The organism is Pseudarthrobacter sp. NamE5 (assembly GCF_005796225.1).
Taxonomy (GTDB): domain Bacteria; phylum Actinomycetota; class Actinomycetes; order Actinomycetales; family Micrococcaceae; genus Arthrobacter.
In genome coordinates this window covers 42,342-55,398 of sequence record NZ_VAHO01000016.1, presented here as the reverse complement: position 1 = coordinate 55,398, position 13,057 = coordinate 42,342, and the positions used below count along the sequence as shown (strand labels likewise).

Annotated in this window: 13 protein-coding genes; 5 read left to right on the top strand and 8 right to left on the bottom strand. The window is 64.0% G+C overall.

Annotated features, from left to right (window positions below; translation table 11 throughout):
• Nucleotides 1-48: 48 nt before the first annotated feature.
• The 3 genes from FDW84_RS16450 to mraZ form a co-directional block, all read right to left on the bottom strand.
• Nucleotides 49-786: a cell division protein FtsL gene (locus FDW84_RS16450; protein ID WP_138610582.1), complete on the bottom strand. Its 738-nt coding sequence runs from the start codon at nt 784-786 to the stop codon at nt 49-51.
• Nucleotides 783-1,775 carry a 16S rRNA (cytosine(1402)-N(4))-methyltransferase RsmH gene (gene rsmH, locus FDW84_RS16445; protein WP_138610581.1) on the bottom strand — a complete coding sequence of 331 codons (993 nt, stop codon included), beginning with the start codon at nt 1,773-1,775 and terminating at the stop codon, nt 783-785. The genes FDW84_RS16450 and rsmH overlap by 4 nt, the downstream gene beginning before the upstream one ends.
• A gap of 168 nt (nt 1,776-1,943) precedes the next feature.
• On the bottom strand, nt 1,944-2,372 hold the full coding sequence (gene mraZ, locus FDW84_RS16440) for a division/cell wall cluster transcriptional repressor MraZ (protein WP_138610580.1): 429 nt from the start codon (nt 2,370-2,372) through the stop codon (nt 1,944-1,946).
• Between the two features lie 126 nt (nt 2,373-2,498).
• Between mraZ and FDW84_RS16435 the strand changes: the two genes are divergently transcribed.
• A complete protein-coding gene (locus FDW84_RS16435; protein ID WP_138610579.1) occupies nt 2,499-2,711 on the top strand; it encodes a hypothetical protein in 213 nt (70 codons plus the stop codon).
• A 48-nt stretch (nt 2,712-2,759) separates the two neighbouring features.
• Here FDW84_RS16435 and FDW84_RS16430 read toward each other — a convergent pair whose 3' ends face one another.
• Both FDW84_RS16430 and dinB read right to left on the bottom strand, forming a co-directional pair.
• A complete protein-coding gene (locus FDW84_RS16430; RefSeq protein WP_138610578.1) occupies nt 2,760-3,134 on the bottom strand; it encodes a DUF3040 domain-containing protein in 375 nt (124 codons plus the stop codon).
• A gap of 276 nt (nt 3,135-3,410) precedes the next feature.
• A complete protein-coding gene (dinB, locus tag FDW84_RS16425) occupies nt 3,411-4,568 on the bottom strand; it encodes a DNA polymerase IV (RefSeq protein WP_138610577.1) in 1,158 nt (385 codons plus the stop codon).
• 140 nt (nt 4,569-4,708) lie between these two features.
• Between dinB and FDW84_RS16420 the strand changes: the two genes are divergently transcribed.
• On the top strand, nt 4,709-5,242 hold the full coding sequence (locus FDW84_RS16420) for a hypothetical protein (RefSeq protein WP_138610576.1): 534 nt from the start codon (nt 4,709-4,711) through the stop codon (nt 5,240-5,242).
• Nucleotides 5,239-6,333, top strand: a complete 1,095-nt coding sequence (locus tag FDW84_RS16415) for a polyprenyl synthetase family protein (RefSeq protein ID WP_138610575.1) — start codon at nt 5,239-5,241, stop codon at nt 6,331-6,333. The genes FDW84_RS16420 and FDW84_RS16415 overlap by 4 nt, the downstream gene beginning before the upstream one ends.
• A gap of 52 nt (nt 6,334-6,385) precedes the next feature.
• Here the strand turns inward: FDW84_RS16415 and FDW84_RS16410 are convergent, their stop codons facing one another.
• Nucleotides 6,386-6,739 (bottom strand): Rv2175c family DNA-binding protein, encoded by a 354-nt coding sequence (locus tag FDW84_RS16410; RefSeq protein WP_171046815.1) that lies wholly within the window; start codon nt 6,737-6,739, stop codon nt 6,386-6,388.
• Nucleotides 6,740-6,981: 242 nt separating this feature from the next.
• Here FDW84_RS16410 and FDW84_RS16405 point away from each other — a divergent pair, with 242 nt between their 5' ends.
• Nucleotides 6,982-8,364 (top strand): lytic transglycosylase domain-containing protein, encoded by a 1,383-nt coding sequence (locus tag FDW84_RS16405; protein WP_138610573.1) that lies wholly within the window; start codon nt 6,982-6,984, stop codon nt 8,362-8,364.
• Between the two features lie 91 nt (nt 8,365-8,455).
• Nucleotides 8,456-10,666 (top strand): Stk1 family PASTA domain-containing Ser/Thr kinase, encoded by a 2,211-nt coding sequence (locus FDW84_RS16400; RefSeq protein WP_138610572.1) that lies wholly within the window; start codon nt 8,456-8,458, stop codon nt 10,664-10,666.
• 45 nt (nt 10,667-10,711) lie between these two features.
• On the opposite strand, the gene FDW84_RS16395 is transcribed toward FDW84_RS16400, so the two are convergent.
• Together FDW84_RS16395 and FDW84_RS16390 are read right to left on the bottom strand one after the other, a co-directional pair.
• Entirely contained in the window at nt 10,712-12,106 is a 1,395-nt protein-coding gene (locus FDW84_RS16395) for a class II 3-deoxy-7-phosphoheptulonate synthase (protein WP_138610571.1), read from the bottom strand.
• A gap of 89 nt (nt 12,107-12,195) precedes the next feature.
• The gene (locus FDW84_RS16390; RefSeq protein WP_138610570.1) at nt 12,196-13,014 is read right to left on the bottom strand and encodes a lysophospholipid acyltransferase family protein; all 819 of its coding nucleotides are present in this window, start codon (nt 13,012-13,014) and stop codon (nt 12,196-12,198) included.
• Nucleotides 13,015-13,057: the final 43 nt, after the last annotated feature.

Genomic DNA, 13,057 nt, shown 5'->3' with positions numbered 1-13,057 from the left:
TTATATCCCTTGCTGCTCGACCCTGCTGCCTGTCCAGACCTGCTGTGTTTACTGCCCGGGGACTTTCTGTTCGGGTGCGGGAACGGATCCGCCGTGGAGCTCCACGGCGGGAGCAGCGGGCGTTGCCGGCGTGGCAGGAGCACCGGCGGCAGGCGCGGACGGAGCTGCAGGCCGGGGTGCTTCCCGCGAAGGCGCCTCCGGGGCGGCCGCTTTCGAGGCCGCTGCGTCAGCCACGGGAGATTCCGCTTCTGCGGGTTTCCGGCTCTGCAGCGGTTCGCCCTTGCTGGCCGGCGGAACCACGATCAGCTGCCCGGCAACTGCGGGCGCAGGAATAACCGCCCCCTGCGCACCACCCTTAACTGCCGGCGTCGCTTTGCCTGTCACGGAAAGGGTGGACAGGTCGATCTGGCCTTTGACGGTGGAGGCCACCATCCCCAGCTCGGAGGCCTTTGCCGCCAGGTTCTGGGGTGCCTCGAAGTTCTGTACCTGCTGGGTGAGGTCCTGGTTTTGCTTGGTGAGCGTGCTCTGCCTGGCGCGCAGCTCCACCAACTGGTACTGGGCAGTGGAGACTGAGATGTTCAACACCAGCACGGCGACCAGCGCCACGGCCAGCATGGCGAAGCACAGCACCACGAAAGGTGCCCGCCGTTTGCGGGGTGCGGTGCGCACTACCGACAGCGGCGTGCGGCCCTTCCGCCGGTCACCCGGGGTGCGTGCGGGCAGGGCAGTACCCGCCGCCGAACTGCCGGAAGCGGCGGGAAAGTTCTTGACGGCAGCGGTGCTCATGCAGCTCTCCTGGCTCTGATTCTTTCCGCCGCGCGCAGCCTTGCTGACGCAGCGCGGGGGTTCTCGGCGAATTCGACGGCGGTGGGCACCTCGGTGCCTTTAGTGAGGACTTTCAGTTCCGGCTTGTGTTCTTCCAGCTCCACCGGGAAGCCGAGCGGAGCGGATGACCTGGAACGCGCCTGCAGGACGCCCTTAACGATCTTGTCCTCCAGTGAGTGGTAGGACATCACCACGATCCGTCCGCCCAGGGCCAGGGAGCCAACGGCGGCAGGTACGGCGCGCTCAAGAACGTCGAGTTCCTCGTTGACCTCGATCCGCAATGCCTGGAAAGTGCGCTTGGCAGGATGCCCGCCGGATTTGGCCGCTGAGGCCGGAACCACTGAGCGGATCTGTTCCACGAGTTCCCCCGTGGTGCTGAAGGGCTTGCTGGCCCTGGCGGCTACGATCCTGTTGGCAATGCGCCCGGCGAACTTTTCCTCGCCCCACTTCCGGATGATCCTGACGAGGTCCTCTTCGCTGTAGTTGTTGACCACGTCAGCAGCGGTCTGGCCACGGCTGGTGTCCATCCGCATGTCCAGCGGCGCGTCGAAGGAGTAGGCGAAGCCACGTTCGCGTTCGTCCAGCTGGAGGGATGACACGCCGAGGTCCATCAGGATCCCGTGAACCTCGCGAACCCCGAGGTCCTCAAGGACGTCTTCAATCTCGTCATAGACGGCATGTACGAGGTCTGTCCGCGCTGCAAAGGGAGCCAGCCGCTCACCGGCCAGGGCAAGGGCTTCCTCATCCCGGTCAATTCCGATGAGGTGCAGGTCCGGAAAGCGCTGCAGCATGGCTTCGGAGTGGCCGCCCATGCCCAGGGTCGCGTCCACTGCCACCGGCGTTTCACCCCTGAGCCTGGCAACTTCGAATCCGGGGGCCAACAAATTAATGCACCGTTCCCGCAGGACCGGCACATGGCGTTCGGACGTGGGCTTTGGGTGTTCGTTCATGCCTCGTCCTTTCTCGCCGTCGCTGTCACCTTGATGCTTCTTGGGCCAGATCCCCATCCGCGCCTATCGCCCTGCCGGCCTGGCTCCGGGGAAGTTGAGCCAGGATGGCCGGCCGATGGGCGGCTGGAGATCTCATCCAAGAAACTGCCTGCTGTCCCTGCCCGGAATTCACAGAATGCCCGGGATGGGGTCATCAGTTTCAGAAAAGGCTGTTTCCTTCTCCGCAAGGTATTCATTCCAAGCCTGGGCGTCCCAGATCTCGGCGCGGGATCCGGCGCCTATCACGGCAAGTTCCCTGCCGAGGCCTGCATATTCCCGGAGCGCCGGTGGAATGGTCACGCGCCCCTGCTTGTCAGGTACCTCGTCCGAGGCTCCAGAGAGAAAGACGCGAATGTAGTCCCGAGCCTGTTTTGAGGAGATTGGCGCCTCCCGCATTTGCTCATGGACCCGTACAAATTCCTTCTCGCTGAAGACGTAGATGCAACGTTCCTGGCCCCTTGTGAGCACCAGTCCGCTGGCAAGTTCCTCGCGGAACTTGGCGGGGAGAATGATCCGCCCCTTTTCATCCAGACGCGGCGAGTGAGTGCCCAGAAACACTGGCCCACCGCCTGTCCGCTGTCAGGAACTGCACATCCCCTATGTTGCAACCACCCTCTTATGCCCTCCACATTACTCCACTTTCCCCCACAGTCAACGCAAACGCGTCCTTTAGGAAAGCTCATTGTGGGAAAAGTGGCCCGAAAAGACGCGGATATTGGCTGGTGGTGGAAAATGGAGGCTTTTTTGCGATCCCCGGCGCACTGCCGGCAGCCCTGGTCAGAACAGAACAAAGAAAAGGGCGAATTTTACGCCCGCCTCCTGGCAGCCCATGAATGGAGCAGCCTTAAAAGCGAAAAGACCCGCCACGGGCGGGTCTTTTCGCAAGTTGCTCTTTGAAGGGGAGCGAAATGGAGGCAGGTGAAACCAGCAGGAAAAGCTGCAGCGTTAGGGCTCGCCCCTCCGCCGTTCATCCCATCGTTCTTCAAGGCTGCTCATGAAGGAGCTTCTCTGCTTGCCCGGCTTCCGGCCCGCCTTCGCTCCTGTCTTCGCGGCTGCAGCACTGCTCCGCATGGTGGCGAAGTAGACACCGCCGCCCATCACCACGAAGCCAAGTACGCCTACGAAGATGTTTTGGAGAGTGACACCCACGAGCAACAGGAAGACGCCAGCCAGGGCACAGAGAACGCCAATCACCACGTGCCTCGTGGACCATGAGCGCCCCGGGTCTGAACCCATGGAATTCGCGAACTTCGGGTCGTCCTCGTGAAGCTGCTTCTCCAGCTGCTCAAGCAGCTTCTGTTCGTGCTCCGACAGCGGCATCACGACCTCCTTTTGTAGGCCAACGTCCGGGCTGATCCCAGCCACAACTTCTGCTCCGTTAACGGCTGCTGTGCCTAAGAGGTTCCCGCTCCGCCTGCAGTGGCGAAAGTCGGTAACCCGGCATGCCGTCGCGGGAGCGGGAGCATGTCCAAGAGGGTCCGGCAGTAAGTCCAGTCACTCGAAAACTATGTATATCTAAGGATAGTTTGTTGGGGGCTGTTCTGAAAGACGGCAATGACTTTCCCGGATGCCTCCAGCCCACCCCTCGAGCGGCCTCTATTCAGAGGTATTTCCGGGTCCCATAAGGCGGGCGGGCAGGACCGACTTGCCGAACTTGCGGCTGACTGCATCCAGCGCCTGCTCAGCGGCGCGCCAGTTCTCGTCCCGGCGGTCGATGCTGAGCTGCAGCGATGTCCGGGCTGCTTCTTCAAGCTGTTCAGCCCGTACCCCTACTAGCCGGACGGTCATGGCCCGCTCCCCCACGGACTCCAGCAGCTGCAGCACCACCGCGTAGATCAGCTGCGCACTGTCCACCGGTGTCTGGAGGGTCCGGCTGCGGGTGATGGTGGAGAAATCCGCAAACCGGAGCTTGAGGGCCACGGTTCGGGCAACCGTTCCTGCCGCGCGCAGGCGTGCGGCAGTCCGGTGCGACAGGCGCAGGAGTTCACGGTGCAGCAAGGCGTCATCAGCGGTGTCCACGGCAAAGGTTTCCTCCGCTCCGATGCTCTTCTCCAGCCGGATGGGAGTGACAGGGCGTGGATCTATCCCCCAGGAAAGCCGATGGACGTGTTCCCCTGTTGCACCCAGCATCTTCTTCAGCGCGGGCACCGGTGTTGCTGCCACATCCGCAACCGTCCTGATGCCCATCCTTGCCAGCACGTCCGCGGTTTTTGCGCCTACGCCCCAGAGGGCGCCGACAGGAAGGCTGTGAAGATAGGGCACAGTTTCATCCGGGCCGATGAGGAGCAGTCCGTCCGGCTTGCAGCGGGTGGAAGCGATTTTCGCCACGAACTTCGTTTCCGCAATGCCCACAGAGGCGGTAATGCCCAGCTCCGAGGCGACCTGCCGCCGGATCATCTCCGCAATGCCCCGGGGCGGCCCGAGCCGGCGTATGGCGCCGGTGACGTCAAGGAACGCTTCGTCCACACTGAGGGGTTCCACGAGTTCGGTGACGGATTCGAAGATGCCCATCAACTGCGCTGACACCTCGTAGTACAGCTTGTGCCGGGGTTCAATGATGACGGCCTGGGGACACATGCGGGCAGCGACGGCCATCGGCATTGCCGATTTCACTCCGAAGGCCCGGGCTTCGTACGAGGCAGAGAGAACCACGGAACGCTCCGCCGGGAAGCCGACAATCACAGGCCTGCCACGGAGCTCAGGACGTGTCCTGAGCTCAACCGATACAAAGAAGGCGTCCATATCCACGTGCATTATGCACTTGCGCCTGCGTCCCGGAAGACGTGCTCCGGGTGGCTCGTTCTTCCCTTCAGGCCCCACGGCTGCAATCCTATCGGTTCCGTGATGTCTAGACTGGAGGCTGAATCCGGCATCACTACCAGGAGGAAATCCCTGTGACGGTCTTTGGAAACCCCAGGCAAGCAGCTTTGGCAGTTCTTGCTGCCGGTGCGGCTCTGGCCCTTGCAGCCTGCAGTCCAACACCGTCGGGAACCACTGACACGTCAGCTCCAGCTTCCGCGTCCGTTCCGGCAACCGCCGGATCCAGCATCACCGCGTCCCCCAGCCCCTCGGCATCGCCCAATACGTCGGCTACGGTCGGCGCTGTAGTGGAGGGCTTTCCGCAGCAGCTTCTTCCGCTCATGCCGGGCTCGACCGTTGTGTCCAGCAGTTTTGATAAGGCATCCGCCCCCGCCACGGCCGCACTCGTGGCCAGCATCACTGCCCCCACTGCATCAATCATCGACTTCTACACGAAAGCGCTGGAGGGTCAGGGCTTCAAGGCGGTGCCCGGTGAGGCCGTGGGAGCAGTGGCTTCGAAGGACTTCGTCCGGGGGGACAGCGAGACTGTAAATCTTTCGGTGGTTGAAGCAGCAGGAGTTGCCACCTTCACCATCGGCGCCAACGTGGCAGCTGAGTCAGCCAAGTGACGGGAGCAGAACAACTGAGGGACGAGCAGGCAGACTTCGTCGCAACAGTTGCCGGCGAACTGACCGCGTTCCTCTCTTCGCGGCAGTCGACCATGTCCACCATCTCCCCGGACATCGAGCCGATCATGGGTTCCATCTCAAATCTGGTGACGGGTGGCAAGCGACTCAGAGCCCTGATGTGCTACTGGGGCTGGCGGGGGGCAGGTGGAGCGACTGCCGCGCAAGAGGTGGTCACTGCCGGGGCAGCCCTGGAGCTGTTCCAGGCCGCTGCCCTGATCCACGACGACATCATCGACCGTTCAGACACCAGGCGGGGCGGACCAAGCGTCCACCGCCGCTTCAGCCAGTTGCACAGCTCCCGGGGCTGGGCGCTGGACAGCGAACGGTTCGGCCAGGCGGCGGCCATCCTGGCGGGGGACCTCTGCCTGTCCTTCAGCGAGGAAGCCTTCACGGAGATAGGCGAGCGGGCGGCGGCGGGCAGCAGGGCAAGGCTGATCTTCAACCTCATGCGGGCTGAGGTCATGGCCGGCCAGTACCTGGACATTCTCGAAGAAGTCGCCGGTCCCGTCCGGGACCGTGCCGGTGCCGTTTCCCGGGCGCAGGCCATCATCCGCTTCAAGTCCGCCAAGTACTCCACAGAACATCCGCTGGCTCTGGGCGGAGCCCTCGCCGGAGCCCCGGACGAGCTGCTGCGGGGCTACTCCGCCTTCGCCCTGCCTTTGGGTGAAGCTTTCCAGCTCCGCGACGACGTCCTGGGCGTCTTTGGCGACCCGCAGACGACCGGCAAGCCGGCCGGGGATGATTTACGGGAAGGGAAACGCACAGTCCTGATTGCCCTTGCCCTGGACCATGCCTCGGCTGCCGAAGCGGCCTTTATTGACACCAGGCTCGGCAGCCCCGATCTTTCCGAAGGCGATATCCAGGAGCTCCGGCGGATCATTGAGGAATCCGGGGCATTGGCTGCCACAGAGGTGCTTATTAACGAATTCGGCGCCGCTGCCTTCGACGCACTTCAGGCCCTGCCAGTGGAGGAATTGCCGAAAACCGCTTTACGGAGGCTGGCTGAAGCTGCCGTCAGCCGAGCCTCCTAGCCGGAAGTGATGGGTCGCGAATTGATGGAACGGCAGAATTCCAGCCGTGCAATTACCAGGCCAGAGTTTGCGCCCTGCGCCTGATTTCCGTTTTGCGGCCTTCCCGCAAAGCATCAATAGGGCGGCCGCGCAATGATTCGTCAGGTGTAAAGAGCCACACGACCAGATCCTCGTCGGAATAGCCCGCATCGGCCAGGACAACGATGGTTCCCTTGAGGCTGTCGACAACCTGGCTGTCCTGGATGAAGTCAGCAGGCACCGAGCGGATATTCCGTTCGCCCACCCGCAGTGCCACCAGGGCGCGTTCATCAATCAGGCTGTGCACCTTAGTGATGGACACATTCAACAAGTCCGCGACGTCGGGCAAGGGCAACCATTCGCCCACCAGGTTTTCTACGTTACTCACGCATCAAGGTTGCCACGCTGCGCGCCCCGCCGCCTAGTCGGACCCTTTATGGGGTTCAGCGGCATACCGGACACTCCCGCAATTCTTCCTTGCGTCCATTACGCGAATTCTTGTGCTATTCCGCAATATATGAGAGATTCTCATTGACCACTTTTGTAACAGCAATAACAGCAGTAACACTAGTATCAGTGATGACAGCGGCATCCCCGCCCGCGCCCGCAGTTGAGAAGAGGATTCTTTCCATGTCGATGTCCCGCTCGTACAAGCAGCCCCCCAAGCCGAGCCTGCCCATGCTCGCCGCCACCACGGCAGCATTGCCAGCGGTTGTCCTGTCATCACTGGCCCTGGCCCAGCCGGCTGCCGCTGAGCAGCCCGCCCGCGCCATTCCCGGAACACTTGCCGCAGCCATGAAGGCACAGGCTGTCAAGGCGACCGGCGGGGTAATTCCCGCCTCCTCGGTGTCCACGTCCATCCCCGCGTCCCTGCGGCCGGCAAAGCCGCAGGTACCGGCGGACTACACCATCGCCCGTGGCGACACCATCAGCGCCGTCGCAGGGAAGTTCGGGCTGAGCACTGCCGAGGTTCTCAAGCTGAACAACCTCCAGCCGAACACCATCATCTACCCTGGCCAGAAGATTAAGCTGCCGGGTACGGCTGGTGCTGCACCTGCAGCCCCGTCCGCAGCGCCGGCGCCGGCAGCACCGGCGCCGGCAGGCACAGCCACCTACACCGTAAAGCCGGGTGACACGCTGGGCGGCATCGCAGCCCGGCATAACGTAGCTCTGTCAGAGGTGTTCGGCTGGAACAACCTCAACATGCGCTCCATCATTTACCCCGGCCAGAAGATCAAGGTCGGCGGGGGAAGCACTGCTCCGGCGGCCGCTCCGGCTCCAGGGAGCCTGGCCTCCACATCCAAACCGACTGCACCGGCACCGGCCAGTCCGGCGCCTGCTTCCGGTTCCTACACCGTCAAGGCCGGCGACACTCTCTCTGCCATCGCCTCCCGCCACGGGGTCAAGCTTTCCGAGCTGCTCTCCGCAAACCGCCTGAGCATGACCAGTACCATCTACCCGGGCAACAAGCTGGCCATCCCCGGAACCTCCGGTGCAGCGCCGCAGCCCGCGGCATCGGTGACTCCTTTGGTTCCCAGTTCTTTCCTTGGGTTCAGCTATCCGGCCGCTGTGGTCAGCTCCGCCAACCAGAACAAAGCACTTCTGAACGCTTCCCCTGTGCCTTCCCGCGCTGAGATGCGGAACATCGTGGCGGACACCGCCCGCAGGATGGGCGTGGAACCTTCACTCGCCCTCGCTTTCGCACACCAGGAATCCGGGTTCGACCAGCGCGCGGTATCCCCTGCTAATGCCATCGGAACCATGCAGGTCATTCCGAGTTCGGGCCAGTGGGCATCGGACCTGGTGGGACGGAAACTGAACCTCCTGGATCCCTACGACAACGCAACGGCCGGGGTGGCGATCATCCGCCAGCTGCTCGCCACCAGCAAGGACAGGGATACAGCCATAGCAGGCTACTACCAGGGCCAGTACTCCGTGAGCAAGTACGGAATGTACGACGACACCAAGGCCTACGTCGCAGCCATCAAGGCCCACCAGAAGAACTTCGGCTAGGCCTCCCGCCCGCTGGCGGCCAGCACCATGGACACGGGTCCGGACCGGTATTGGTTCGGACCCGTTTCGCTGCGGGGACTAGGATCGTAGGGTGCAGGAACACGTGTCAGACCCCCTTCTGGGAACGCTGGTGGACAACCGGTACGCCGTCAGGTCCAGGCTGGCCCGGGGAGGCATGTCCACCGTTTACCTGGCCACTGACCAGCGGCTGGACCGGGATGTGGCATTGAAGGTACTGCATCCACACCTGTCCGCAGATGAAAACTTCCTGGGCAGGCTGGGCCGGGAAGCGAAGGCAGCAGCAAGGCTGTCGCATCCGCACGTGGTGGGCGTCCTTGACCAGGGGAACGACGGCCACACCGCCTACCTGGTCATGGAGTACATCAAGGGCCACACTCTGCGTGACCTGATCAACGAAAAGGGCGCGCTCCCGCCCCGCTTGGCCCTGGCGCTGATAGATCCAGTGGTTGAAGGACTGGGCGCTGCACACGCTGCCGGCTTCATCCACCGCGACGTCAAACCGGAAAACGTCCTGATTTCCGACGACGGCCGGATCAAGGTCGGCGACTTCGGGCTCGCTCGTGCGGTCACCACTTCCACCAGCACCGGCGCCTTGATTGGTACCGTTGCCTACCTCTCGCCGGAACTCGTCCTGGGACAACCGGCCGACGCCCGCAGCGACATCTACTCCGTCGGCATCATGCTGTACGAGATGCTCACCGGCCAGCAGCCCTTCATGGGCGAGGTGCCCATCCAGGTGGCGTACCAGCACGTCAATGGAACAGTTGGCCCGCCCTCCGTCCTGGTCCCCGGGCTGGCGGGCGAGGTGGATGAGCTGGTGCAGTGGTGCACCGCCAATGATCCGGAGAACCGGCCGGTGGACGGAAACGCACTGCTGCAGGAACTGCGGCACATCCGGACCAACCTCACGGACGCGGAACTCGACCTGCATCCGCCGGCCGCTGCTGCCGGGGGTGCGGGTGCGGGTGTTGCAGGATCGGGGCTTCCGGCGCAGCGCGAGCCGCAGCCGCAGCGGCAGGCAAATCCGCCACGGCAGCCCCAGGACGCGGCGCCCATCCCGGGCTTCGCCAGCCCAAACCACGCCGCCCAGAGTCCCACGGAGGTCATCGGCAGGCCGAACAACCCCACCACCGTCCTGCCCTTCGGCAAACCGGCTGCACCCCCATATCGGCCATCGCCTGGACACTCCTCTTCGGGGGACGGTCCACCCGGACAGTTCCCCGGTGCTTCCCGGCACGCGCTCACGCCGCCGGGGGACGAGACAGAAGTTCCCTGGGCTCCTCCGCCTCCCGCCCGGTTGGGCAAGCGCGCGCAGCGCAAGGCGGACAAGGAAGACGAACGGGCCCGGGCCCGGGCCGCGGCAACGCCCTCAAGAACCCTCAGGGAGGGCAGCCCGCGCCGAAGGGGTGTCCTGTGGGTGGCAATCCTCATTATTGCCGCCCTGTTGGCGACGGGTGCCGGGTGGTTCTTCGGAATGGGTCCAGGCTCCGCCGCCACCATCCCCCCGGTGGCGAACAAGACGGTGGCGCAGGCGCAGCAGCTTCTCAGCGATGCGGGGTTCCGGTCCACCACCAGCGACGTCTTCGACGACGACGTACCGTCAGGTCTGGTGGTGGGCAGCGAGCCGGAAGCAGGTACGGAAATCCGCAAATTCCAGCCGATATCCCTCTTCGTGTCAAAAGGTCCCCAACTGTTCCCCCTGCCGGAACTGTCCGGCGGCACCCTGGAGGAAGCCAAGAACGGCCTCAATGCAGCGGAAATGGCGCTCGGCACCGTAACCGAGCAGTTTAACGAAGAGGTGCCCGCGGGCATCGTCCTCTCGCAGGACCCGCCCCCAGGCACGCCTGTCCGCCATGGCACGCCCGTCAGCCTGGTGGTGTCCAAAGGCCCCGAGCCCATACCCGTGCCCTCCGTGGTGGGCCAGGACGAGGATGACGCCGTCGACGCCATCGAGGCGGCAGGACTTGAGGCGGAGGTGGCACGCGAAGAAGTCTTCAGCAGGGGTGTCCCCGAGGGGGCGGTGGTCAGCCAGAATCCGGCCACCGGAACACTCACTCGGGGCGGCACCGTGACACTGACCATTTCAAAGGGACCACGGATGGTGGAGGTCCCCAGTTATATCGGCAGACAGGCCGCGGAGGCCAGGAGGGCGCTGGAGAACCTGGGCTTCCAGGTCCGCGTGAACAATATCCTGGGCGGCTTCTTCGGAACTGTCCGGGACCAGGACCCGGTGGATACGGAAGTGCCGGAAGGTTCAGTCATTACCCTGACGGTGGTGTAGGCGGGCAGACCGCCTGCACCACCGTCAGGGGCGTGAAGTGCGGTATCAGTGCCGGGCGAGGGCGCCGGCCACCAGGAAGGCCATTTCCAGCGACTGCATATGGTTCAGCCGCGGATCACAGACCGACTCATAGCGGTCCAGGAAGGCGTCCTGGTCGATCGGGTCAGCGCCGCCGAGGCACTCCGCCACGTCATCCCCCGTCATCTCCACATGCAGGCCGCCCGGAACCGTGCCCAGCGCGTGGTGTACTTCGAAGAAGCCGCGCACTTCGTCAATGACGTCGTCGAAGTTGCGTGTCTTGTAGCCGTTCGGGGACGTGACGGTATTTCCGTGCATGGGGTCGGTGACCCACAGAACCTGGGCACCGGACGCCGTGACTTTTTCGACGACGGCGGGAAGCTTCTCGCGGATGTTGCCTGCACCCATACGGGTGATGAAGGTCAACCGGCCCGGCTCACGCTCGGGGTCCAGCTTGTCAATCAGGCGAAGGGCGTCGTCACCGGTGGTGGACGGGCCCAGCTTAACGCCGATGGGGTTCCGCACCCGGGACAGGAAGTCGACGTGGGCGTGGTCCAGCTCCCTGGTCCGCTCCCCGATCCAGAGGAAGTGCGCCGACGTGTCGTACGGGAAGCCGGTGCGGGAGTCGATCCGGGTCAGGGCCCGCTCGTAATCCAGCAGCAGGGCCTCGTGGCTGGCAAAGAACTCAACGCGCTTCAGTGCCTCGAAGTCAGCACCGCAGGAATCCATGAACTTGATGGCCCGGTCGATGTCGCGGGCCAGTGATTCGTAGCGGGCGTGCGCCGGGTTCTCGGTGAAGCCCTTGTTCCACTGGTGCACGGAGCGCAGGTCGGCAAAGCCGCCCTGGGTGAAGGCCCGGATCAGGTTCAGCGTGGCAGCGGAGGTATGGTACGCGCGGAGCATGCGGGCGGCGTCGTGGCCGCGGGACTCCGGAGTGAATTCGTACCCGTTCACGATGTCCCCCCGGTAGGCGGGGAGCGTGACCCCGTTACGGGTCTCATCGTTGGACGAGCGGGGCTTGGCGAACTGCCCGGCCATCCTGCCCATCTTGATGACGGGCATGGCCGCACCATAGGTAAGCACCACCGCCATCTGCAGGATCGTCTTGACGCGGGCGCTGATCTTGTCCGCGGTCGCGGCCTCGAACGTCTCGGCGCAGTCCCCGCCCTGCAGCAGGAACGCCTTGCCCTGGGCAGCAGCAGCAAGCCGCTCGCGGAGGATGTCCACCTCACCGGCAAACACCAGCGGAGGGAGGATGGAAAGTTCCTTCACGGAAGCGTCAAAAACTGCCCTGTCCTGCCAGCTGGGCTGCTGCGAAATGGGAAGGTCCCGCCAGTGGTCAAGTCCGGGATAGTCGGCTGCTCCGCTCTGGGCGGTGCTGGACAGCGAAAAGACGGGTTTTGCAGATAGCTCAGTCACCATCTAAGACTAACGGTCGTACAGGTCCCCGTGACACCGCACCGTCACGCTGCAGGCCGACGGCGTCACAACAGCGGGTGCAGGCGGCCTTACTACCCTGCGGCGGCAGCCCCGCCGTCGTCCTTGGAGCCCTGCCCGGCAGCGGGGCGGTCCTGCCCTCCACTGGCCGCTGTGCCCTCGGCAGGGGCGGGCGAAGCGAGCGGTTCAGCTGCCGCTGCCGGTTCCACCGGCTTGCCTGCCAGCCTCAGCTTCACCACCGCCGCGTACTCATCCACGTATTCCTGCCCGGAGAGCCGCATCAGTTCGAACATGATCTGGTCGGTGACTTTCCTCTGGACGTCGCGGTCCTCCGCCTGGTCCCGGTACCCGCTGAAGTCCAGCGGTTCGCCGAAGATCATGCCGATCCTGCGGATGTTGGGCAGCCGCTTCCCGATGGGTTGCACCTTGTCCGTGCCGATCATGGCCACCGGTATCACTGGCACGCCGGCCTGCAGCGCAAGCCTGGCCACTCCTACTTTGCCGCGGTACAGCCTGCCATCGGGGCTCCGGGTGCCTTCGGGGTAGATGCCCAGCAGCCCGCCGTGGTTGAGGACCTCCATGCCCGCACTCAACGAGGCTGCCGAGGCGGCGCCCCCGGACCTGTCCATCGGCAACTGGTTGGTCAGGCGGAAGAACGCCGCTGTCAGCCTGCCTTTAATGCCTGTGCCAGTGAAATACTCCGACTTGGCCAGGAAGACCACGGGCCTGTGGACCATCAGCGGCATAAAGATGGAATCGGAAAACGACAAATGGTTGGAGGCGATGATCGCCGCGCCCTCCGCCGGGATATTGTCCAGGCCCTTGACCCAGGGACGGAAGAGAAGCTTCAGCACAGGACCCAGGAAGATCCTCTTCATGACCCAATAGAACACGTAAGAACCCTCTCCGGAAGACGGCCCCCGGTCCCAGCGTCGG

Bases quoted from the DNA above. Each gene is read 5' to 3' on its own strand.
- FDW84_RS16395 (WP_138610571.1), bottom strand. From the start codon at position 12,106: ATGGTGACTGAGCTATCTGCAAAACCCGTCTTTTCGCTGTCCAGCACC.
- FDW84_RS16430 (WP_138610578.1), bottom strand. From the start codon at position 3,134: ATGCCGCTGTCGGAGCACGAACAGAAGCTGCTTGAGCAGCTGGAGAAG.
- dinB (WP_138610577.1), bottom strand. From the start codon at position 4,568: ATGCACGTGGATATGGACGCCTTCTTTGTATCGGTTGAGCTCAGGACA.
- rsmH (WP_138610581.1), bottom strand. From the start codon at position 1,775: ATGAACGAACACCCAAAGCCCACGTCCGAACGCCATGTGCCGGTCCTG.
- FDW84_RS16405 (WP_138610573.1), top strand. From the start codon at position 6,982: ATGTCGATGTCCCGCTCGTACAAGCAGCCCCCCAAGCCGAGCCTGCCC.
- FDW84_RS16450 (WP_138610582.1), bottom strand. From the start codon at position 786: ATGAGCACCGCTGCCGTCAAGAACTTTCCCGCCGCTTCCGGCAGTTCG.